Origin of the sequence: Ensifer sp. WSM1721 (genome assembly GCF_000513895.2) — a bacterium.
GTDB lineage: Bacteria > Pseudomonadota > Alphaproteobacteria > Rhizobiales > Rhizobiaceae > Sinorhizobium.
The window spans coordinates 365,720-383,624 of the sequence record NZ_CP165782.1 but is presented as its reverse complement, the minus strand read 5'-3'; the positions used below and the strand labels follow the sequence as shown (position 1 = coordinate 383,624).

General features: G+C 63.3%; 28 protein-coding genes and 1 tRNA gene. 18 read left to right on the top strand and 11 right to left on the bottom strand.

The features are described 5' to 3' along the window. Positions 1-100: 100 nt before the first annotated feature. The 6 genes from M728_RS01815 to M728_RS01790 form a co-directional block, all read right to left on the bottom strand. Positions 101-301 carry a hypothetical protein gene (locus M728_RS01815; RefSeq protein ID WP_026618325.1) on the bottom strand — a complete coding sequence of 67 codons (201 nt, stop codon included), beginning with the start codon at positions 299-301 and terminating at the stop codon, positions 101-103. Beyond that, positions 301-660, bottom strand: a complete 360-nt coding sequence (locus tag M728_RS01810; RefSeq protein ID WP_026618324.1) for a helix-turn-helix domain-containing protein — start codon at positions 658-660, stop codon at positions 301-303. The genes M728_RS01815 and M728_RS01810 overlap by 1 nt, the downstream gene beginning before the upstream one ends. Further along, positions 660-1,469, bottom strand: a complete 810-nt coding sequence (locus tag M728_RS01805) for a DUF6551 family protein (RefSeq protein WP_245269645.1) — start codon at positions 1,467-1,469, stop codon at positions 660-662. Before M728_RS01805 ends, M728_RS01810 begins: the two co-directional genes overlap by 1 nt. Beyond that, positions 1,466-1,618, bottom strand: coding sequence for a hypothetical protein (locus tag M728_RS01800; protein ID WP_198023355.1), 153 nt, complete (start codon positions 1,616-1,618; stop codon positions 1,466-1,468). The genes M728_RS01805 and M728_RS01800 overlap by 4 nt, the downstream gene beginning before the upstream one ends. Next, complete coding sequence (locus M728_RS01795) at positions 1,615-2,079, bottom strand: phage regulatory CII family protein (protein ID WP_026618322.1); 465 nt, start codon at positions 2,077-2,079, stop codon at positions 1,615-1,617. Before M728_RS01795 ends, M728_RS01800 begins: the two co-directional genes overlap by 4 nt. Before the next feature lie 228 nt (positions 2,080-2,307). Continuing rightward, positions 2,308-2,568 carry a helix-turn-helix transcriptional regulator gene (locus M728_RS01790; RefSeq protein WP_245269644.1) on the bottom strand — a complete coding sequence of 87 codons (261 nt, stop codon included), beginning with the start codon at positions 2,566-2,568 and terminating at the stop codon, positions 2,308-2,310. Positions 2,569-2,646: 78 nt separating this feature from the next. Between M728_RS01790 and M728_RS01785 the strand changes: the two genes are divergently transcribed. After that, positions 2,647-2,991: a helix-turn-helix transcriptional regulator gene (locus M728_RS01785; protein ID WP_026618320.1), complete on the top strand. Its 345-nt coding sequence runs from the start codon at positions 2,647-2,649 to the stop codon at positions 2,989-2,991. A 50-nt stretch (positions 2,992-3,041) separates the two neighbouring features. Here M728_RS01785 and M728_RS01780 read toward each other — a convergent pair whose 3' ends face one another. Both M728_RS01780 and M728_RS01775 read right to left on the bottom strand, forming a co-directional pair. Beyond that, entirely contained in the window at positions 3,042-3,401 is a 360-nt protein-coding gene (locus M728_RS01780) for a hypothetical protein (RefSeq protein ID WP_034882788.1), read from the bottom strand. Next, positions 3,401-3,589, bottom strand: a complete 189-nt coding sequence (locus tag M728_RS01775; RefSeq protein WP_034882785.1) for a hypothetical protein — start codon at positions 3,587-3,589, stop codon at positions 3,401-3,403. The genes M728_RS01780 and M728_RS01775 overlap by 1 nt, the downstream gene beginning before the upstream one ends. Before the next feature lie 103 nt (positions 3,590-3,692). On the opposite strand from M728_RS01775, the gene M728_RS01770 reads away from it, so the two are divergent. The 15 genes from M728_RS01770 to M728_RS01700 all read left to right on the top strand — a co-directional run bounded on the left by M728_RS01770 (position 3,693) and on the right by M728_RS01700 (position 9,943). After that, positions 3,693-3,914 carry an Arc family DNA-binding protein gene (locus tag M728_RS01770; protein WP_026618318.1) on the top strand — a complete coding sequence of 74 codons (222 nt, stop codon included), beginning with the start codon at positions 3,693-3,695 and terminating at the stop codon, positions 3,912-3,914. Between the two features lie 283 nt (positions 3,915-4,197). Beyond that, positions 4,198-4,380 (top strand): hypothetical protein, encoded by a 183-nt coding sequence (locus tag M728_RS01765; RefSeq protein ID WP_026618317.1) that lies wholly within the window; start codon positions 4,198-4,200, stop codon positions 4,378-4,380. Between the two features lie 121 nt (positions 4,381-4,501). Next, entirely contained in the window at positions 4,502-4,675 is a 174-nt protein-coding gene (locus M728_RS01760; protein WP_156943289.1) for a hypothetical protein, read from the top strand. After that, positions 4,675-4,920, top strand: coding sequence for a hypothetical protein (locus M728_RS01755; RefSeq protein WP_034882782.1), 246 nt, complete (start codon positions 4,675-4,677; stop codon positions 4,918-4,920). Before M728_RS01760 ends, M728_RS01755 begins: the two co-directional genes overlap by 1 nt. A 32-nt stretch (positions 4,921-4,952) precedes the next feature. Next, a complete protein-coding gene (locus M728_RS01750) occupies positions 4,953-5,225 on the top strand; it encodes a hypothetical protein (RefSeq protein ID WP_370906457.1) in 273 nt (90 codons plus the stop codon). Continuing rightward, positions 5,222-5,869: a hypothetical protein gene (locus tag M728_RS01745; protein ID WP_026618314.1), complete on the top strand. Its 648-nt coding sequence runs from the start codon at positions 5,222-5,224 to the stop codon at positions 5,867-5,869. The genes M728_RS01750 and M728_RS01745 overlap by 4 nt, the downstream gene beginning before the upstream one ends. Positions 5,870-5,871: 2 nt before the next feature. After that, positions 5,872-6,168, top strand: coding sequence for a hypothetical protein (locus M728_RS01740; RefSeq protein ID WP_026618313.1), 297 nt, complete (start codon positions 5,872-5,874; stop codon positions 6,166-6,168). Further along, entirely contained in the window at positions 6,161-6,331 is a 171-nt protein-coding gene (locus tag M728_RS01735; RefSeq protein ID WP_198023354.1) for a hypothetical protein, read from the top strand. Before M728_RS01740 ends, M728_RS01735 begins: the two co-directional genes overlap by 8 nt. After that, positions 6,324-6,581, top strand: a complete 258-nt coding sequence (locus M728_RS01730; RefSeq protein ID WP_026618312.1) for an acyl carrier protein — start codon at positions 6,324-6,326, stop codon at positions 6,579-6,581. The genes M728_RS01735 and M728_RS01730 overlap by 8 nt, the downstream gene beginning before the upstream one ends. Continuing rightward, positions 6,574-7,767: a DUF5131 family protein gene (locus M728_RS01725; RefSeq protein WP_026618311.1), complete on the top strand. Its 1,194-nt coding sequence runs from the start codon at positions 6,574-6,576 to the stop codon at positions 7,765-7,767. Before M728_RS01730 ends, M728_RS01725 begins: the two co-directional genes overlap by 8 nt. Beyond that, positions 7,764-8,072 carry a hypothetical protein gene (locus tag M728_RS01720; RefSeq protein ID WP_026618310.1) on the top strand — a complete coding sequence of 103 codons (309 nt, stop codon included), beginning with the start codon at positions 7,764-7,766 and terminating at the stop codon, positions 8,070-8,072. Before M728_RS01725 ends, M728_RS01720 begins: the two co-directional genes overlap by 4 nt. Beyond that, positions 8,069-8,680, top strand: a complete 612-nt coding sequence (locus M728_RS01715; RefSeq protein WP_026618309.1) for a hypothetical protein — start codon at positions 8,069-8,071, stop codon at positions 8,678-8,680. Before M728_RS01720 ends, M728_RS01715 begins: the two co-directional genes overlap by 4 nt. Then, complete coding sequence (locus M728_RS01710; RefSeq protein ID WP_026618308.1) at positions 8,677-9,051, top strand: DUF4326 domain-containing protein; 375 nt, start codon at positions 8,677-8,679, stop codon at positions 9,049-9,051. Before M728_RS01715 ends, M728_RS01710 begins: the two co-directional genes overlap by 4 nt. Next, the gene (locus tag M728_RS01705) at positions 9,048-9,572 is read left to right on the top strand and encodes a hypothetical protein (RefSeq protein WP_026618307.1); all 525 of its coding nucleotides are present in this window, start codon (positions 9,048-9,050) and stop codon (positions 9,570-9,572) included. The genes M728_RS01710 and M728_RS01705 overlap by 4 nt, the downstream gene beginning before the upstream one ends. Next, positions 9,569-9,943 carry an HNH endonuclease signature motif containing protein gene (locus tag M728_RS01700; RefSeq protein ID WP_026618306.1) on the top strand — a complete coding sequence of 125 codons (375 nt, stop codon included), beginning with the start codon at positions 9,569-9,571 and terminating at the stop codon, positions 9,941-9,943. The genes M728_RS01705 and M728_RS01700 overlap by 4 nt, the downstream gene beginning before the upstream one ends. 177 nt (positions 9,944-10,120) lie before the next feature. Here the strand turns inward: M728_RS01700 and M728_RS01695 are convergent, their stop codons facing one another. From M728_RS01695 to M728_RS01685, 3 genes are all read right to left on the bottom strand, one after another. Beyond that, positions 10,121-11,437, bottom strand: coding sequence for a DUF6538 domain-containing protein (locus M728_RS01695; protein WP_034882774.1), 1,317 nt, complete (start codon positions 11,435-11,437; stop codon positions 10,121-10,123). Between the two features lie 166 nt (positions 11,438-11,603). Continuing rightward, positions 11,604-11,680: transfer RNA gene (locus M728_RS01690), tRNA-His, on the bottom strand. 148 nt (positions 11,681-11,828) lie between these two features. Beyond that, entirely contained in the window at positions 11,829-12,269 is a 441-nt protein-coding gene (locus tag M728_RS01685) for a phasin (protein WP_026618304.1), read from the bottom strand. 227 nt (positions 12,270-12,496) lie between these two features. On the opposite strand from M728_RS01685, the gene M728_RS01680 reads away from it, so the two are divergent. Next, entirely contained in the window at positions 12,497-15,928 is a 3,432-nt protein-coding gene (locus tag M728_RS01680) for a PAS domain S-box protein (RefSeq protein ID WP_026618303.1), read from the top strand. A gap of 142 nt (positions 15,929-16,070) precedes the next feature. Further along, positions 16,071-17,753, top strand: coding sequence for an iron ABC transporter permease (locus M728_RS01675; RefSeq protein WP_026618302.1), 1,683 nt, complete (start codon positions 16,071-16,073; stop codon positions 17,751-17,753). Positions 17,754-17,905 lie beyond the last annotated feature (152 nt).

Sequence of the window (17,905 nt, the reverse complement as noted above, 5' to 3'; positions counted from 1 at the left end):
ACTTGGTGCCCGGGCCGACCGGTCGCAGAGGAGGAAGGCGGCGGCGTATCGTCGTCGGCGGCTGCCGCTTTGCCGCGCACCGCCATGGGGTCGAATTCGCTCATCTCACCCCACCTTCAGCTGCAGCGAGCCTCGCCGGATGATGCCAGAGATACCCGTCCTTCCGGTCGCGGCGGATCAGCCCCTTGGCGTTCAGATGGCGCGCCGCCGTCAGCTCGCTCGGTTTCCGGCAACGGTAGCTGCCATGAGCCTCGATCTCCGCCAGGATGCGGGATTGGGTGGTTGTGCGGCCGTCGAGCATCACGCCGCCCTCCCCGTGCAGTACTCGTGCCGGTTCAGCAGTCGGTAGCCCTGCCCCCACACGGTCTCGATCGTGACGCCGTAGCGCGCCAGCTTCTTCCGCATCTTGCAGACGAAGACATCGACGATCTTGGGCTCCGGCTCGACGTCATGCCGATCGCTGTAGAGCGCGAGCATGACGGACTGCTTGGTCGCAATGTCGCGGCTGGCGAGATGCGCGAACACGCGAGCCTCGCTGCTCGTCAGCCTGAATTCGAGCGGGATCGGGACAGTGCTCGGCGCCAGCACCTCTTCCAGCTGGCGAACACGCTCACGCAGAATGGCGACTTCGCGCTGCAGGTCCATGATGATCCTGTCCATCAGCGCGCCTTTCGCCGGTTCATGTAGATCACCGAGGCGAGCGCCCGCCAGAGAGGCATTTTTCGCTCCGTGGCGAAGCGTTGCGCTTCCGTTTCCAGAGTTGAAAGCCGCGAGGAGATCAGCAGCGAAATGCGCTCCGGCTCTATTTCTCCGGCGTATTCCTTGGCGAAGAGCAGGTGCTCGACGGCCCTGATCATGGCGGCGGATACCGGGGCTGCCCCCCCTTTGACGCAGACTTCGAGCACCTTGCGCGCGCCAGCCGCATGGCGGCGGTTAACGAGCGCGGCGATCGTGCTGATCGCCATCGTCTCGCCTGCCTTGAATCGCGCTAACGGAGGCGCGTTCTTCAAGATCGTGGCGCCTGCCCGCTCGCAAACCTGCGCGATCGTCAGCGCATCCTCGTCGCCGGCCGCCACCATCGCCGTATGCAGTTGCGTCGGCGTGACCTGAATGCGATCGCGGTTGTGCCGCACGAAGGCGTTGGCGCGCAGCTCCTGCCGGTCTGCCTTGACGACGAGCACGGGAAGCTGCTCGATCGCGCCATGCGTAACGGCGCCGATCGCCGTGTGTTGCCCGTCGATCACTTGCAGCTTGCCATCGACCTCGACGACCACGGGCGGCTTGAATGCCGTCCAGTCCCATTCGCTGACGATCTTGCGTATCAGGCGCATCGATCGGTCGGAGAGACCGCGCTGGTAAGACTCATCCACCCAAAGCTCGGACGGCGGAACCATCCGCACCTCCGGCGGCGCCGAGACGATCTCGGCTGGCTGCACGTCAGGAAACTGCAATGCCTGGACTGCCCTCACGGCCTTCTTCCTTCCGATTGTTCGATGATCTTGCAGACCTCGTCTTCGTCGATGCCGACTTCAGCGGCGATCGAGTGCGTGTCGCGACGTTCCTGAAACCAGAGCATCAGCACTCGCTCGACGAGGACCTGTCGGGAAAGCGTGCTCACTCCGCGCCCTCCAGCCCGGCGAGCACTTCCTGCAGCGCGCGAATTGCCTCGCGCGTCTCCTGTGCGATCTTCTTCCGGTCGAGCGCGTCGACCTTGCCGTCGGCGATCGCCTCGACGATGGCGCGGGAGACATCGTTGGCCTCGTGCAGCACCCTGAGGGCCGCCGCCTCGGTCACCGGCCGACCTTCGGCCTGGCCGACGAGCGGCGATAGCCCGTAACCGAGCTGCCGCGCAGCCTCTCCGATGATGATGGGAGAGCCCGCGCGCCGGTCGGCCTCAACGGCGATATCGACGGGGATCACGTTGTCGCGAAATTCTTCGCTTCCCGATGCGTACTTCGAGAGCGTCGAGACACCCACGCGGGTGAAGTTGGCAAATGACGTGAGACCCTTGCCGAGAACAAAACTCGCTTCGGTCGCGCCCTTCAGCGCCAGCACGTCTGCATCAAGAATAGTGCGCACGAAAACACCCCCGGAAAAGCCGTGGAGATCAATGAAAGAAAACCGACAAAGGATTCAGTGAAGCGCGAGAGCCCCGCGCGTAGGGTCAGCCCATCAGTTCAGGAGGCCCGCATGCATACGCAGACAGAAGAGAAAAGGCAGGGACGCGCCCGGTGCGAGCGCGTCCCTGCCAGGTGGCAAGGTCGCCAGTTGGGAGGAGGAGACCGGTGCCTTGCTCAGGGAACATCATCACTCGGCCGCCTCCGTAAGGAGAGGACCGAACACTTCGGGAAGCAGAGCCTGGCGCGGAATACCCGTCACCTTCTCGACCATGACCGCTCTCTTCGGCGAGATCTGCCCGCGCTCCCAGCGCGAAACAGTCGACTTGTCGACGGGCGGCGTGAAGAGCTTGCCGAAGTCCGCAAGGGACATCCGGTCGCGCTGCTCACGATAAAGAGCTATGGCGGGGGTGATTGCCTGCTTCGTTTCCATGGCGCAGAGTAGTTGCATAAGTTGCAACCTTTTTCAAGCCATCCAGTTGCACGAGGAGCTAACGATATGTCCTCACGGATTGTTTATAGTTGCAACATGAGCAACATCGAAGAGATACACGGCGGCAAAAGCCCGATCCGGATCCACTACCTTCCGGAGTGGGCGGATAAGCGCAATTTGAGCCAGGCCGACATCGTCCGCGAGATCGGCGTCGACAAGAGCCTCGTGTCGCGATGGTTCGACGGCACCCTGCCGAAGGCCGAGTATTTGGAGAGGCTTGCCGCACTCTTCGGCACGGATGTCCACGGACTTTTCCGCCACCCGGATGACGACTGGCTGGCGAAGTTCTTTCGCGACAAGACGGAAGAGCAGAAGGAGCGCGCCATCGAAATGCTCCGGATATTCTTCAGAGAGCACGACAAGACCGGCACGGGCGGCTGAAAGAGAGACGCACGCCGCGGCCTCGAATGGCAACAGGCGTGCGTGAAACCTCAGATGGTGTTTTCGAGATAGGAAAGAGCGGCCCTCACCATTGGGCCGATAATAACGTAGTCGCCATCCCGATCGGCGTCGTTTGCGAGCTTCAGCGCCTCCACGGCCCCTCTCCGGGTGCGCGCGCCAGTCTCCCAATTTACGATCACGCGACGAGGACGCCGGTAGGTCCTTTCCGCGTAGATCTCCGCCCCGCTATCCTGGCTTGGGGCGTTTGCATTGTAATCCTCCAGCGCCGATCGAAAGTCGACGATCGCCTTTAAGATCGGATCATCCTCAGTCATTCGCGCCGCCGCAGCGGGACAGCCGCCTTCGATTTCTTCCGCATCTTGAGCGGCCCTTTCCACATGCGCCATCATTACTCCTTCTGACCACCTGACGCCGGTGCGCTTCCCGCATCGGCGCGCGCCGCTTCCTCGGCGCTCATTCTCTCCCTAACGGAGCGTACCACCTCCGCATTGATCGAGGTGAAATTCCACTTGGACTGCTCGGTCAGATACTGTGCCACGTCAACCGGAAGACGAACCGTTTTTCTTATCTCACCCATCTTACCCTCCAGCGCTTCACCGTGCCTTCATGGCATCGGTGTGGCATTGGTGTGGCATCCGTGCGGCATATCCGTCAATCATAATTTGTGTCATTTGTCCGCCATGGCGAGACAAGACCCCCATTTCCGTTTGCGGTTACCGGAAGACCTCAAGAGCAGGATTGAGGACGCCGCAGCGCGCAATCACCGGACCATGACGTCCGAGATCGTCGCGCGCCTGGAATCGACTTTCTCGCGCGAAAGCGTGCCGGCCGAGGCCAAGAGCATCATCGACGAGTTCGTTCACCAGCTCATTACATCGCTGGATAAGAAAACCCGCCGTTAAGGCGCTCGTTACACTTCTACCGATCTGAGAAAGAATCATTGCCGCCTGGCGCGCCAGGATGCGGGCAGAATCACTCGCCTTCTCATTGCCGCTGGTCAACGTAACCCTCCAGTGGTAGCATTTCTTGCAACATCGAAGTTGCATAACTTGCAACTTTGATCGTTGACGAAAGTTGCAAGTTATGCAACCTTTTCCGCCGTCACCTCCCTGTGACGCGTGCGGAAACCCACAGAAAAGTCTCCGCCACGGCCGGGAGGTTCTTCCTCTAACCCGGAGACGAACGATGCAGCCGAACGGCGGAATCAATACCCGAAACACCATCAACCGAATGGCCGAGGCGATGCGCTCGATCGGCGACGGATGCACCAAGGATGATCTTCTCCTGAAGGGCTTCACCGAGCGCCAGATCGACGTTTTCGGCCCTAAGGCCACCGAGCTCGCCACCGCCATGGCCCACGCGGCGTAACCGCCATGGCGAAGAGGGCGCGTCGCCGCGGACCCATGCCCCTGTGGTTCACGTGCGGCGCGCTCGCCGGCCTCGCCTTCACTCTTCCCCTTCACCTGATCCTGCTCTGGAGCCTCTGGCCATGAACGAGCATCTCACCGGATACAACAAGGCGCGGCTCGAAGGCCGCCCCGATCGCTTCTTCCTCGCCTGCGCCATTCTCGCGCTTTCGATCGCGCTGCTCATGTCCGCAGCGTTGGCCGGCACCACAGCCTTCCGCAAGGAATGGCAGTTCGCTTCGCAGGCGCGCGTCTGATGGCCCAGCCCGTCCCCTTCCCCGTCGGGCACGATGCCGCCACGCGCCGCGAGCGCGCCAGCGCCGTGCCGATCGCCGCGCTTCGCGGCCATGATCTCACCGTCGCCGAGCGCTCGGCGCTGCTCGACTGCTACGCCACCCCGGACCGCACCTTTCTCGAAATCGCCACGACGCACGGCATGGACCGCGAGCGCCTACAGGAGCTTTGGTTCGATCTCTTCCTCCAGCCCACCCGAAGGACCTAATGATGTCCCACCTGATCAAAAGGCGCGGTACCATGCCCGCCGAGAGCATCGTCTATCGCGACTGGAAGAACGGCGTCAGCCGCGCCGAAATGGCCGAGCGCTACGGCGTCTCCGAAGGCGGCATGGCCGAATACCTCCGCCGCCGCGTCGACCGCTGGCGCAACCAGCCGCCGGCGCAGATCGCGACCAACGCCCGCAAGATCGTCCACACCGTCATCGCCATCAGCGACAACGGCTATCGCGAAATCCAGATCTCGCTTCCGCGCATTTCGATGCACGTCAAGGCCATGGAGGCGCGGGTATGAGCACTGCGATACGACTGCTGTCATGCCCATTCTGCTGCGCACCGGCGCACGCTTACAACGCCTTCCCTGCCTTCGAGCATGGCTGGACCATCAGTTGCGAGCACACCGACGACTGCGTCCTGTACGGCACGCACAACGCGATGCCGTGCGAGGCCACCGCCGAAAAGATCGCAGCAAGCTGGAACCGCCGCGACTTTTCGCCGGGCACAATCGCCACGTCCGTCATTGCCGCCGTGTCAGCAACCGCGCAGCCGCCGGTGGACACTGCCTCCCCCCAATTGCACGCGCAGGCGCTCGATTGGTCGAACTTCGAAGGTCCGAAGCGCAACGTTGATTGGAGGCCGGACGATCAGGAACTGATCTACACCGCCATCAACTATCGCGACGACGAGTATGGCGACCAGGACGAGGACGCCGGCCAGCAGATCGTCGAGCGGCTGCTGGCAGCTTGGCAGCGTGAGCGGGATTTCACTCACCGCATCATCGAGAATGCGTTCTCATGGGCTCTAAAGGACTGCAACTATCTCAACCCGAAGTACATGGAACGGCTGATCGCGGAAACCTACCAAGGAATGAAGCCGGAACAGGCCGCGATATGGAACGCTACCGTTCCCGAGCGAGCCGGCCGCAACGGGGAGGTGTAGCCATGAGCATCGGCACCCCTCATCGCGCCGCAATTCTCACCTTCAACGCGGCAGCCGACCTGGCCAAGCCAGTCAGCCACCGCACCATCCGCACCGCCTTCCTTGATCAGAACGTCGAGCTGCCCCTCCGCCTCTCCGAGGAGGATATCGGCGTCGTACTCGATCGCCACGGCTGCGATGTCTTCACCGTCGACGTGAACAACGATCGCCCCGACGACGAGGCGCTGGCGATCGCGCTCTTCATCGTCGAATGCGTCAACGCCGAGGCCGGCTTCACCGAGGAGCATCTCGATGCATAAGCTCCTGCCGTTCCGCATCCATTTCGAAGATCCGGAGATCGCTCCGATCGATCTCGACGCGCGCGATGCCGAAGCCGCGCGCCAGCTCGCCGCCACCCGCCGCGGAGTCCCCGCCGGCGCCATCCGCAAGGTCAAGATCATCAGAGAGAAGGCAAATGGCTGATACGGCCGAGCTTACCCCAGAGCGCATCTTTGCGCGCAAACACGCAATGGAGATCGTCGAGAAGGTGCTCGGCAATTATCCCGGCGCCATCGACGACACCTTCGAGGAGCTCGGCGCCGACAGCGTCGATCTTATCGCGATGGAGATCGAGGTCGAGGAAATCACCGGCAAGGAAATCGAGGTCGGCACCTTCCAGGGCAAAACCGTCGGCGACTTCGCCGCCTTCATCGAGGAGCGGCTCAATGGCTGACGGCACGAAGATCGAATGGACGGACGCCACCTGGAACCCGATCACTGGCTGCGCCGTCGTCTCGCCGGGCTGTACCAATTGCTACGCGATGAAGCTCGCCGGCACGCGGCTGAAGAACCACGAAAGCCGCAAGGACCTGACGAAGGACACCAAGGCCGGCCCGGTCTGGACCGGCGAGGTGCGCTTCAACCGTGAGTGGCTCTACCAGCCGCTCCGCTGGACGAAGCCGCGCATGATCTTCGTCTGCGCCCATGGCGATCTCTTCGCCGAGGGCGTGCCGGACGAGTGGATCGACCAGGTCTTTGCCGTCATGGCGTTTTGCCCTCAGCATACATTCCAGGTGCTGACCAAGCGGCCGGAGCGGATGCGCGAGTATCTGACCGGCAGCCTTCTGGAGCATCGTCTTGCCGCGGCGCAGGTGCAGCTCGAGTTCCCCGTGCCGTCGCCCGGCCGCTGGCCACACATTCCCCTCCCCAACGTCTGGCTCGGCGTCTCGGTCGAGGATCAGAAGCGCGCCGACGAACGCATCCCGATCCTGCTCGACACGCCGGCCGCCGTCCGCTGGATCAGCGCCGAGCCGCTGCTCGGGCCGGTGGATATCGGACGTTGGACAGCCACCGCTGAGGTCACCTTTAAGCAATGCAAGCAGCCGTTTTGGCTGCACAACGCCGACCCGTGCGAGCACAAGGATGGAGGCGCCTGGACGCTCGCCTGCCCCAACTGCGGCAACTGCCGCTGCAAGCCAGGCTGGACCGAAGCGGACTCTCGCATGATGAGCATGGAGCCGCCGGCCGACTGGATAGATCGTGAGGTCGGCAGGTTCACCAAAGTGCATCCGACCATCCCGGTCAGATCAATGATCGACTGGGTCGTCGTCGGAGGCGAGAGCGGCCCTGGCGCCCGCCCGATGCATCCCCATTGGGCGCTCTCGCTCCGGGATCAGTGCGCGGCCGCAGACGTGCCGCACCTGTTCAAGCAATGGGGAAACTGGCTGCCGCTCGATCAGGCTCCCAACAAGACGATCAACGGGAAGCATGCCGTCGTCGCAAGGGATGGTCGTTATCTCGTCGGTCACGACATCGCCGACCCGCCCGAAGCAGTGTTCGCTTTCGACGTCGGCAAGAAAGCTGCCGGCCGACTGCTAGACGGCATCGAGCATAACGGCTTTCCGGAGGTGCGGCGGTGAGCCCAACTCCAGAAGCGCTCAAAGCATGGAAAGCCGAAGAGGCGCGCCAGGCGCAGATCCTTGCGGACGCGATCGACGCGGCAATCCAAGAAACGGCAAAACACTTCGACGCGCCAATTATGAATGCCCTGTGCGGCGCGCTGGTCACTGTGCAGGCAGCTGTGCTTTCTTCCGTCGCCGATCCGCACAACCGAAAAGAACTGCGCAAGGCGATGGAGCGTGCGCTTCCTCGAGCGCTGGCCGAGGCGATCGCAAGAGGTAACGGCCACTGCCAGACGGTCGTTATCGGAGGGCCGCGGCAATGATCCTCGTACCAGAACGCGAAACCGTGATCATCCTCGTGCCGCGCACTGGCTCGGGTTCGCTGCGCCGCGCGATAGCCGACCGATATCCGCGATCGACGCTGATCTATCGCCACATGGAAGCCGACGGCGTGCCGGCGGGCTACGATCGCTGGCGCAAGGTTGGCGTAGTGCGTCACCCCGTGGCGCGCCTTTGGAGCCTTTACAAGTTCCTGCGCACCTTCGACGGTGACCATGACCAGGCCTACATCGCTGCGATGCGTGATAGCGTCTCCATGTCCTTCAGCGAGTGGATCGTCAACAACCGCGTGCCTTTTACCACGCCTTACGATTCCGCCGGCTACGGCCGGTTCTGGCCGCAGTATACGGTTCGGCATCCCCTGCCGGAAAACCGCAAGAGCCAGTTCATGTACCTGCGGCCCGACCTCGGCACCGAGATACTTCAGTTCTCCGACATGGCCGCGATTGAGGAGCGTTTCGGCGTCTATCTCGCCCGCCACGTCAACAAGACGCAGGCGGAGCCGGTTCCTGACCTCACGCCGGAGGCATTGGCGCACTGCCACAAGTTTTTCAATTGGGATTTCCGAGCATGCGAGGGCGAAGCCATATGACGAAGCCGGTCCGCCTCCAGCTTTCCCGCCGAAAGGGCTTCGACCTGCAGACGCATTCGAAGTCCATTAACGACCTCGAAGCCGTTCACGTCGGCCGCCCCGGCCCGTGGGGCAATCCCTTCGTCGTCGGTAAGCACGGCGACGCCGCCTATTGCGTCGATCTCTACAAGGCACTGCTAGCCGGCCTGCTGCGCGTCGGCGCCGATCCGGATCTCGAAGCGCTTGAGCGCACCCGTCGCTTCGCCGCCGAGAATGTCGATGAGCTGCGCGGCAAAAACCTCGCCTGTTGGTGCAGGCCTGGCGCGCCCTGCCATGGCGACGTGCTGCTCGAACTCGCCAATCGCCCTAACACCGACGAGGTCGGTCGATGAGCCACCCGCAGGCATCGCCACAACAGAAGCGGCTTGACGCAATCCGCAACCGCGTAGCACTCGCCGCCAAAGACTGGGGAGTGACGGCATCCGACACCTTCTGCCTGACAGCCGGCCAAGGCGAGATCATCGCCACCTTCGAAAAAACCGCCGGCTTCGACGACTGCGAGCTGATCTGCCACGCGCCGGACGATCTGCGTTGGCTGCTTTCTGCCTATGACGCCCTGGTGAGGCGCTACCGCGAGCTAACGCGCGGAATGGCCCGCCCGGGTCCGCAGCAGCGGCAGCCGAACAAAGACTACGCCGCCGAATGCGCGATGAAATGCGCCGAGCCCGCCTTCAAGAAGTTCCTCGAGGAGTGCCACGGCCTGGCACGCCCGCTGACCGACGATCGCGTCGCCATCAAGGTCCGTTCGATCCTAAACATTCGCTCGCGCGCCGAGCTGAACGACGATGCCGCCGCGGCTGCCCGCTGGCATGACCTGCGCAGCGCCTTTGATGCCTGGAGGCGCCAGGGATGAGCAGCCGTCGCGATCGTATCCGCGCAAAGATCATGGCACGCGTCCGGATTGATCCGGTAACCGGCTGCTGGGAGTGGACCGGCCCTGATTCAGGCAAGAAAGGTCGCGGCAAGGGCTATCCGCGCATGTCGCTCGACGGCCAGACCGTCGCCGTCCACATCGCCATGTGGACCAACGAGCACGGCTACATCCCCGGCAAGAAAGAACTCGATCACGCCTGCCGTAACCGCCTGTGCGTCCGGCCGGAAAAGGATCACGTCGAGATGGTCACCCGCAGGGAAAACGCCAAGCGCCGCGAACAGGCGAAGCGCGGCATGATCGGCCACAACGGCGGACCGGCATTCGAATGCGAGGAGGTGCAGCGCGGATGAGACGCGATTATGCCCCCACGATCGAGAACATCGATATCGGCCTCGCGCAGTGCGCCGAGTTGATCGAGCGATATCCGCACATGGAGGAGAGGCTTTGGCTGCTCTTCGACCGACTTGAGGCCGAACGGGAGAAGGCGATCGGCAAGAAAGACCGGATCGCCGCGGCGAAAGCCCGCGTCACGGCACAATCGACTGATCGAACGGCAGCTCGATCTTCTGCAGTTGCTCCAGCCGCCAGGCCATAGAACCGCCGTCACCATACTTCTCGCGATCGACGCTGTGGCCGAGGGCTGCCTTGCGAAACTCGTAATCGAGCCCCGCTTCCAGCATGCGCTTTTCGAAGGAGTGACGGAAGGAATAAACCTTGTGCGCCGGCGTCGGCAGCAGTTCCTTCGCCCTCAAATGCTTCATCAGCGTGGCCGAGAGCGTGTCTTCCTTGTCGCGGTAGCGCGGAAAGCCGTTCGGGAACTTCCGCATCACCGACAGCGCCAGGCCCATCAACGGGATATCGCGCGTCGAGGATTCCGTCTTGATTACTCGCTCTTCCTGATAGTCGACGGTGATGTAAGGCACGTTGGCCTTCAGGTGAATGCGCTCCGGAGGTAGGTTGCAGATCTCCGACGGGCGTGCCCCCGTCTCAACCAGCACCAGCATGATCGCGAGTGCTTCCCGGTTGAGGCCTTCGTGCGCCCCGACCGCAAGGATCTTGTCCCGAATGAACTCCGTCTCGAAGGGCGGCACCACGCGCTTCTGCGATTTGCGATCCGGGAAGGTAAGCCCGTCGAACGGATTCTTGAGTTCGAGGTGGAGATAGTTGGCGTATTCTCGAAAGAGCTTCCGCATGCTGCCGAACGACCGATTGGCCGTGTTGCCGGATGTCTTCTTCCGCCCGTCCTTGCCGAGCACGCGGTCCATCCACCACTTGTGATATTTGACCGCGTCTGCCCTAGGGACGTCGAGCAGCGGCCCGTCATGGCCGACGATCTCGACGAACTTCGCTGCCGCCGCCTTTTTCTTTTCCTCGCGCTTGCGGACCTGGTTCTCGCTCATGCCCTTGGTTTCGCCGATCGCGATGGTCTCCAAGTAGAACGTCATCGCTTTCGTCACCGAGAGCTTCGGCTCATCGGCTTGCCCCGTCACGGCGACCGTTTCGCGCTCGCCGCCCTTGTGCGCCACATCCAGCCGGCGCAGCAGCTCCTCGATCGGCGCCGAGGCCGCGAGATCGGCCGCGGCCTTGTATTCGAAGCCGAGAACGCGCGCACGCGATCGCGCCGCCTCGTAGGAGGCGACGACGCCGGCGCCATCTGTGGAGGCGAGCCCTTGCCAGTAGAGATCATCGGCGCGCTCATGCGCGTCGCGGCGAAGCTTCGCCACTTCGAGGGATCGGGTTTTCAGGGAAGCCTGTATGGTGCCGCGATTGTCGAGAAAGGCGACATGGGAGGGCACGCGGCGCACGTAATGCCAATTTCCGCCGCGGTCCTTCAGATACCGCATAGGATCTGGGGCGCCGTTTTTCCCGTCCGCTTTCCTCGCCAATTCGCACCCCCGCGCAACAGCCTTGTTGTGCGTTTTGTAGTGCAAAAAATCGGAAAACGTCAATACGGGGCCAGCGGTAAAGCTGAAAAGCTAAATAATTACAATCCGTTATGGGAAAAATGAATGGTACGGTTGGGTGGTCTCGAACCACCGACCTCAGGTGCCACAAACCTGCGCTCTAACCAACTGAGCTACAACCGCACTCGGTGCGCGACCCTAAGTCGCTTGGCGGCTCACATACGGTCACTTCGGCCGATTTGCAAGCCTTAAGTTCAGATTATCCAGCAAAAAGACCGGATGGCAAGCCACCCGGTCTGTGCATTGATTCCGATCGATTGTGGGTCGCCGATCAGGCCTTCTTGAGGCTGGACATTGCCTTTTCCGCGGCGTCCTTGCCCGGCTTGGCAACGTTTTCGGCGACCTTGCGGGTTGCTTCCTGCATCGTCTTCGCCTGCTCGACCGCGACTTCGGCCTGCTTGCGGATGAAGGCGGTCTGCAGTTCGACGAGCTCGGAGAGCGACTTCACGCCAAGCAGCGCTTCCATGTGGGAGAGCGAGTTTTCGGCATTGGTGCGCAGTGCATCGATGGCCTTGAGACCGAGTTCGACAGTGCCGGACTGGGCGTTTTCAATCGTTGCTTCGACGGTCTTCGTCGCCTCTTCCGCGGCGGTCTTCATCTTGGCATAGGCTTCCTTCGACTGCGCGGCGCCCTTTTCGGCGAATTCGCGGAAGCTGTCGGCAAACTTGTTCGGCTCAAAGGAAAATGCGTCTTCGGTCTTTTTGGTAGCCATGGCATGCGCTCCTTGGTGTGGCCCTCTTCAGAGGCGCCGTTTCGGTTGATGCCTATCCTATAGCCGATATCATTGTGCGTTGCAACAAAATTGTGCACCGCACAAGACGTACGTTAACCTTGTGCCGCAAAAGGCGTTACAGAGGAGGGGCCGTTGCTGGACCCTTGCTGGAGGGGCGGATATTAATAGAGTGTTAACGCGCAAGCGACCCGTCAATAGGCCTGCCCATGCCCGCAAGACAGTATCCCTTCATCGACATTGCCGTGCACGCACGGGTGCGGGAGCATTTTGCTCAGGGCGATGCGTCCGTCCTGTTTTCGAAGGATCTCGCGCGGGTACTGTGGGCCAATGATCAGGGCGCAAGGCTCTTCGGCGTGACTTCGGTCTATGATTTCATCGATACCACCCTGGATCCAAACGACCTTTCGCTTCGCCAGTTGCACGCCGCGGCATCACAGCTCGCCGCCGTCGGCGATCGCCGGCAATTGCTGATAAGGATCGCCTCCGGCTTCCGGCGGCTTCCGCTCAATGCCGCCGTGGAATTGATCCGCATCCGGCCGGGCGAGGACGCCGTTCTCTTCACCGCGCCGCGCAACGGCAGGACGCTTTCGACCGAGGAGCGGGCTCAGGCGATGATCGCGGGGCTCGACGGCCCGGATACGCACATGGCCGTGCTTGACGGCGATGGCGATGTCATTGCCCGCTCAGCGGGTTTCGAAGGCCTGGGGCTGCCGGCGGAGACCCGCCGCGCACTCGTTTCGGCCGTCGCACGCGACAGGGACCGGTTGATCAAGCGTCCGGTAGCGACCGAGAAGGGACGGCTGCCGGCTGCGATCGGCAAGATTTCCGACTATCCGGCGCTTCACCTCCTCTTCGCGGTGGAGGCCATTCTCGATGAGCCCGAAATCGGGGAGGCGGCCGCCGAGCCTCAGGCAAGCGGCGCCACGCCTGCAGCGGAGCTTGACGGGCAAAACGACGCAGCGCCGTCCGTCGGATCGGCTGAAACCGCCCGGACCTCCACACCGGCCGATGATTCCGAGGATGATTCCGCGGCGCCCGATGCCGAGCCGGCCGTGACGGTCGATGACGATGAGCCGCTCGGCGCGACGGCGGAGCTCCAGGGAGAACCGGCCCCTGAGCCCAACGAGGAAACGGCGGAAGCGACGGGACGCGAAGAGGCCGCGGAACCGGAACCGACAGGACCTGCGGCAGAAGCCGAAGCATCCGACTTCGTCTTCGCGGCCGGTGGGCGCGCCGTCCGCTTCGTCTGGAAGATCAACGCGGAAGGCCGCTTCAGCGAAATCTCCGAGGAGTTCGCGTCGGCCGTTGGTCCGAGGGCGGCCGACGTGATCGGCGTGACCTTCGCCGAGCTTGCGGCCCGCTACGATCTCGATCCCGACCACAAGATCGACGAGCTTCTGCACCGCCGCGACACCTGGTCCGGCAAGACCATCTTCTGGCCGGTCGAGGGAACGAACCTCAAAGTTCCCGTCGATCTCGCGGCCCTTCCGACCTATTCGCGCTCGCGCGAGTTCGACGGCTTCCGCGGTTTCGGCATCGTCAGGATCGCCGACGCCATGCCTGACGAAAAGGGGACCGGCCTGTCGCTCGCCGGTATTGAGCCCGCCCGTCGGGAAGAGCCCACGGCTGAAGCCCCCGATGCCAACCGGACTGAGGCGCGAGCCGACAGCTCCGACGAGGCGGGCGCAGAGAGAGCCGCCGAAATGACTGCGGCGGAGGCATCGCCGGCTGAAGGAGGCGTCGCAGCGACCCCGCCGGATGTGGCTGAAGACCCGTTCCGCGGCGAACGGCCTGCGCTGCGCATCGTCGACATGCCGGACCGGCCAGCGCCCGACAAAGTCATCGCCCTCGACGAGCGCCGATCGGCTGGGCCCGGGGCGCTGACGCGCGGCGAACAGGCGGCTTTCCGCGAGATCGCACGGCAGCTCGGCGAGCACTTCGGCGCCCCTCCCCCCGTAGCGCCTGAGGAGGACGAAGCCGAAAGCCCACCCGTTGTGGAAACGGTGCCGCCGGAGGACACATCTACCGCCACACCGGTGAGCGATCAGCCCGACCTGCCCGAGGCAGCGAGCGTCCGAGACGACGCGCAGCAAACGGAAGACGAGACTCCCCCAGTGGGCGACGAGACCGGCTCCGCCGCGCGCACGGCTGTCGGCATGAGCAGCGAGATTCTCGACAGCCTGCCCATCGCCCTCCTCGTTCATCATGGCGACGAGCTGCTTCATGCCAATACGGAGTTCCTGCGCCTGACCGGCTATCCCGACGTCGGGGCTTTCGGGCGCCAAGGCGGGCTCGAAGCGCTTTTCGCGCAGGCGGAGGACGTCGGTGCGGAACGGCCGGAGGGAACGATGACGCTGATCCGTGAGGATGGCGAGACCATGCCGGTCAACGCCCATCTGCATTCGATCCGATGGGAAGGAAAGGCCGCACTCATGCTTGCGCTCACGGCTGCGGGCGGAGGCGTTGCCGCGAAGCAGGCGCTCCAAGGCGACGATCTCGCAGCACAAAGTGAAGCCCGCCTTCGGACGGAGATCGATGAGCTCCGCTCAATCCTGGAAACCGCCACCGACGGCGTCGTGGTCCTTGGCCAGGATGGCGACATCCGCACCATGAACCGCTCGGCAAGCGCCCTCTTTGACTATGACGAAGAGGAGATGCGCGGAAAGCCATTTGCCGCCCTCTTCGCGCACGAGAGCCAGAAGGCGGTGATCGACTATCTCCAGGGCCTCTCCGGCCACGGTGTCGCAAGCGTGCTCAACGACGGGCGGGAGGTGATCGGCCGCGAGGCCGCCGGCGGCTTCATCCCGCTGTTCATGACCATCGGTCGGCTCTCCTCCTCGAACGGCTATTGCGCCGTCATCCGCGACATCACCCAATGGAAGCGGACCGAGGAGGAATTGCGCAACGCCAAGCGTGCCGCCGAGACGGCGAACGCTCACAAGACGGAGTTCCTGGCGCGGGTGAGCCACGAGATCCGCACGCCGCTCAACGCCATCATCGGCTTCTCCGACATGATGGCGAGCGAGCATTTCGGTCCGATCGGCCACCCGCGCTACATCGAATATGCCGGCGACATCGGCCGGTCGGGGCGGCACGTCCTCGACATCGTCAACGATCTGCTCGACATCTCGAAGATCGAGGCCGGCGAGATGGATCTCGATTTCAGCGCTGTCGACCTTAACGAGGCTGTTTCGGAGGCGGTCTCACTGGTGCAGCCGCAGGCCAATAGCCAGCGCGTTATCATCCGAACCTCGCTTTCGGCCTCTGTGCCCGAGGTGGTGGCCGACGGCCGCTCGATCAAGCAAATCGCGCTCAACATCCTGGCAAACGCCATCCGTTTCACGCCGTCAGGCGGCCAGATCGTCGTATCGACGTCTTACGAGGGGAACGGCAGCGTTATTCTCAGGATTCGCGACACGGGCATCGGCATGACCCGTAACGAGCTTGACCAGGCGATGAAGCCGTTCCGGCAGGTCACCACCGGCGGCCGCAAGCGCGGCGACGGCACCGGCCTCGGCCTGCCGCTGACGAAGGCGATGACGGAGGCGAACCGCGCCCAATTCGCCATTAGCTCCGCACCGAACGAGGGCACGCTCGTCGAAATATCCTTTCCGTCGCAACGCGTGTTGGCGAACTGAACACGAATGCTGTAAGGAAATGTTGAGCTTTCGGAACCAGTTTGCAGGTTCCTGAGCGGGGTGAGGAAAAGTGTGCGCGGTCTTCCGCCCGCACCCGCTCTACTCATCAAGATCGATCGGCATAGCGCTTCGGACGGATCGTTTGTACCCAACTTCCAAAAGCCTCAGGCGGCGCTACGCCAGATCCGGAACAGGCCTTCACCACCCGCTGCTCGCGACCTGGGCCGGCCTCGCCTCGGCGATCGTGCTGATGCCGATCCTTGCCATCGCCTGGCTTGCCGTTTCCGGCGGCGGCGCCGACTGGCCGCACCTCGTCGAAAACGTCATCCCCCGTGCTACCGGCCGAACCGTGCTGCTCGTGACGCTGACGGGCGCGGCCACCGCCGTTATCGGCATTCTCACCGCATGGCTGGTGGCAACCTGCGAATTTCCACTGCGCCGCTTTCTTTCCGCAGCGCTGGTGTTGCCGCTCGCCATACCCGCCTATCTGTCGGCCTACGCCTTCGGCGAGCTTCTCACCTTCACCGGCCCGGTGCAGGGCCTCGTCCGGGCGCTGTTCGGATTTCAGACGAGCCGGGACTACTGGTTTCCCGATATACGATCGCTCGGCGGAGCGGTGCTGGTGCTGAGTTCGGTGCTCTACCCCTATATTTATCTTGCCTGCCGATCGATGTTCTTGATGCAGGGCCGCGCCGCAGCGGATGTGGCCCGCACGCTCGGCGCCGGGCCGCTGAAGGTGTTTTTCCGCATTCAGCTTCCGATGGCGCGGCCGGCGATCATGATCGGCCTCACCCTCGTTGCGATGGAGACGCTGAACGATATCGGCGCGGTCGAGTTTTTGGGTGTCCAGACCCTGACCTTCTCGATTTTCGACACGTGGCTCAACCGAGGCAGCCTTGCCGGCGCGGCGCAGATCGCCTGCATCATGCTGGTCTTCGTCATCGCTCTGATGATGGTCGAGCGCGCCGCCCGCCGCCGCCAGCGTTTCTCCAGTCAGAAGACCACCGCCGCCGTCCACGACATCGCCAGACTTCCGCTTTCCGGTTGGAAGAAGTGGGCGGCGACGGCCGCCTGCATGCTGCCGACCCTGTCGGGCTTTGCCATTCCCTTCTTCATCCTCGGAAACTATGCGCTGAAGCGCCTCGAGCTCTTCATCGAACCGCGCCTCTTGAGCGCGCTGCTGCACAGCATCATCGTCTCGAGCCTTACGGCACTTGCCAGCGTGCTGCTGGGCTTCGTGCTCGCCTACGCCGCCCGCACTGGCCGTTCGCGGGTAACCGATGTCGCCGGCCGGCTCGCCTCCTTCGGTTATGGCGTACCCGGCACGGTGCTCGCGATCGGCGTGCTCTTTCCGCTCGCAGCGCTCGACAATGCCGTCGACGGCGAGCTGCGGAGCCTGTTTGGCATATCAACAGGTCTTCTCATGAGCGGCACCGGCTTTGCGATCGTCTACGCTTGCACCGTCCGCTTCCTGACGATGGCGGAAGGCACGCTCGAGGCCGGATTCCAGAAATTGTCGCCGCATCTCGACATGGCCGCACGCGCGCTCGGACGCACCAGCGGACAAACATTGCGCACGGTGCTCCTGCCGATGATGCGGCCGGCCGTGCTGACGGCCGCCCTGCTCGTTTTCATCGAGACGATGAAGGAGCTTTCTGCCACCATCATGTTGCGCCCGTTCAACTTCAACACGCTCGCCACATTGGTCTACGAGGACGCCTCGCGCGCCAAGGTGGAGGATGCGTCCGTCGCGGCGATGATCATCGTCATCGCCGGGATGATCCCGGTCGTGCTGGTGTCGCGGTCGCTCGAGCGCCGCCCCTGACGGCCCCGTCCGGAGGCGGGCGGCAGGCGGCAGGGCGCAAAAAAGAGGCGGCCCAGTGGCCGCCTTATGAGTCGATGCTCACCAACAAATACGGGAGAACTGGCGACGTCATGTCCGGCACCGGTATCGCTCCTGCGCACCGCCCCTTGACC

Excerpts from the sequence above, each read along its gene's own strand:
- M728_RS01705 (WP_026618307.1), top strand. The coding sequence starts at position 9,048 with ATGAGCCACCCGCAGGCATCGCCACAACAGAAGCGGCTTGACGCAATC.
- M728_RS01710 (WP_026618308.1), top strand. The coding sequence starts at position 8,677 with ATGACGAAGCCGGTCCGCCTCCAGCTTTCCCGCCGAAAGGGCTTCGAC.
- M728_RS01680 (WP_026618303.1), top strand. The coding sequence starts at position 12,497 with ATGCCCGCAAGACAGTATCCCTTCATCGACATTGCCGTGCACGCACGG.
- M728_RS01770 (WP_026618318.1), top strand. The coding sequence starts at position 3,693 with ATGGCGAGACAAGACCCCCATTTCCGTTTGCGGTTACCGGAAGACCTC.
- M728_RS01750 (WP_370906457.1), top strand. The coding sequence starts at position 4,953 with ATGCCCGCCGAGAGCATCGTCTATCGCGACTGGAAGAACGGCGTCAGC.
- M728_RS01790 (WP_245269644.1), bottom strand. The coding sequence starts at position 2,568 with ATGCAACTACTCTGCGCCATGGAAACGAAGCAGGCAATCACCCCCGCC.
- M728_RS01760 (WP_156943289.1), top strand. The coding sequence starts at position 4,502 with ATGAACGAGCATCTCACCGGATACAACAAGGCGCGGCTCGAAGGCCGC.
- M728_RS01735 (WP_198023354.1), top strand. The coding sequence starts at position 6,161 with ATGCATAAGCTCCTGCCGTTCCGCATCCATTTCGAAGATCCGGAGATC.
- M728_RS01685 (WP_026618304.1), bottom strand. The coding sequence starts at position 12,269 with ATGGCTACCAAAAAGACCGAAGACGCATTTTCCTTTGAGCCGAACAAG.
- M728_RS01700 (WP_026618306.1), top strand. The coding sequence starts at position 9,569 with ATGAGCAGCCGTCGCGATCGTATCCGCGCAAAGATCATGGCACGCGTC.
- M728_RS01810 (WP_026618324.1), bottom strand. The coding sequence starts at position 660 with ATGGACAGGATCATCATGGACCTGCAGCGCGAAGTCGCCATTCTGCGT.
- M728_RS01715 (WP_026618309.1), top strand. The coding sequence starts at position 8,069 with ATGATCCTCGTACCAGAACGCGAAACCGTGATCATCCTCGTGCCGCGC.
- M728_RS01725 (WP_026618311.1), top strand. The coding sequence starts at position 6,574 with ATGGCTGACGGCACGAAGATCGAATGGACGGACGCCACCTGGAACCCG.
- M728_RS01815 (WP_026618325.1), bottom strand. The coding sequence starts at position 301 with ATGCTCGACGGCCGCACAACCACCCAATCCCGCATCCTGGCGGAGATC.
- M728_RS01785 (WP_026618320.1), top strand. The coding sequence starts at position 2,647 with ATGAGCAACATCGAAGAGATACACGGCGGCAAAAGCCCGATCCGGATC.
- M728_RS01780 (WP_034882788.1), bottom strand. The coding sequence starts at position 3,401 with ATGATGGCGCATGTGGAAAGGGCCGCTCAAGATGCGGAAGAAATCGAA.
- M728_RS01745 (WP_026618314.1), top strand. The coding sequence starts at position 5,222 with ATGAGCACTGCGATACGACTGCTGTCATGCCCATTCTGCTGCGCACCG.
- M728_RS01695 (WP_034882774.1), bottom strand. The coding sequence starts at position 11,437 with ATGCGGTATCTGAAGGACCGCGGCGGAAATTGGCATTACGTGCGCCGC.
- M728_RS01740 (WP_026618313.1), top strand. The coding sequence starts at position 5,872 with ATGAGCATCGGCACCCCTCATCGCGCCGCAATTCTCACCTTCAACGCG.
- M728_RS01775 (WP_034882785.1), bottom strand. The coding sequence starts at position 3,589 with ATGGGTGAGATAAGAAAAACGGTTCGTCTTCCGGTTGACGTGGCACAG.
- M728_RS01730 (WP_026618312.1), top strand. The coding sequence starts at position 6,324 with ATGGCTGATACGGCCGAGCTTACCCCAGAGCGCATCTTTGCGCGCAAA.
- M728_RS01765 (WP_026618317.1), top strand. The coding sequence starts at position 4,198 with ATGCAGCCGAACGGCGGAATCAATACCCGAAACACCATCAACCGAATG.
- M728_RS01755 (WP_034882782.1), top strand. The coding sequence starts at position 4,675 with ATGGCCCAGCCCGTCCCCTTCCCCGTCGGGCACGATGCCGCCACGCGC.